The 488-nt window shown below is 45.1% G+C and carries 1 protein-coding gene and 1 rRNA gene; one reads left to right on the top strand and one right to left on the bottom strand.

All coding sequences use genetic code 11. The annotated features are described in order from the left end of the window. Positions 1-45: 45 nt before the first annotated feature. A complete protein-coding gene (locus EL84_RS30430; RefSeq protein WP_200904574.1) occupies positions 46-312 on the bottom strand; it encodes a hypothetical protein in 267 nt (88 codons plus the stop codon). On the opposite strand from EL84_RS30430, the gene EL84_RS31575 reads away from it, so the two are divergent. Then, a 23S ribosomal RNA gene (locus EL84_RS31575) occupies positions 300-488 on the top strand; the annotation flags it as partial. The two genes, EL84_RS30430 and EL84_RS31575, sit on opposite strands and share 13 nt — an antisense overlap.

Below are 488 nucleotides of genomic sequence, written 5' to 3'. Positions count from 1 at the left end.
CAGGGCTCGAACCTGGCTTCTATTATTATCATCGTTATTTTTGTTTTATAACTCCACTAACATCAGAATAATGGAGGATAGACACAGACATATGCTGACTAGATACAGCACACCCACCACCTGATTTTGATTCAATCCGGCACGCAGCAACCGATAATGAGCTTGACTTGCATCGACCTGATATATCGCTTTACCTTGAATGAAACTTTTGATAACGACAAATATGTTGTCGAAGATCGGTACACCGAGCGCCAGAATCGGAATGAAGATGGACAACATGGTTGCTTGTTTGAATGCACCATCCAGAGCCAAATCCGCCAGAATGAAGCCAAGGAACGTAGCGCCTGCATCACCCATTAACACAACTGAATACATAGGTTGTGCAGAGGCATACCAGGGGAACTGAAACATCTAAGTACCCTGAGGAAGAGAAAACAATAGTGATTCCGTCAGTAGCGGCGAGCGAACGCGGAGAAGCCCAAACCAGA

This window comes from Paenibacillus sp. VT-400 (assembly GCF_001029205.1).
Lineage (GTDB): Bacteria > Bacillota > Bacilli > Paenibacillales > Paenibacillaceae > Paenibacillus > Paenibacillus amylolyticus.
This window is presented reverse-complemented; position numbering and strand designations above follow the sequence as displayed.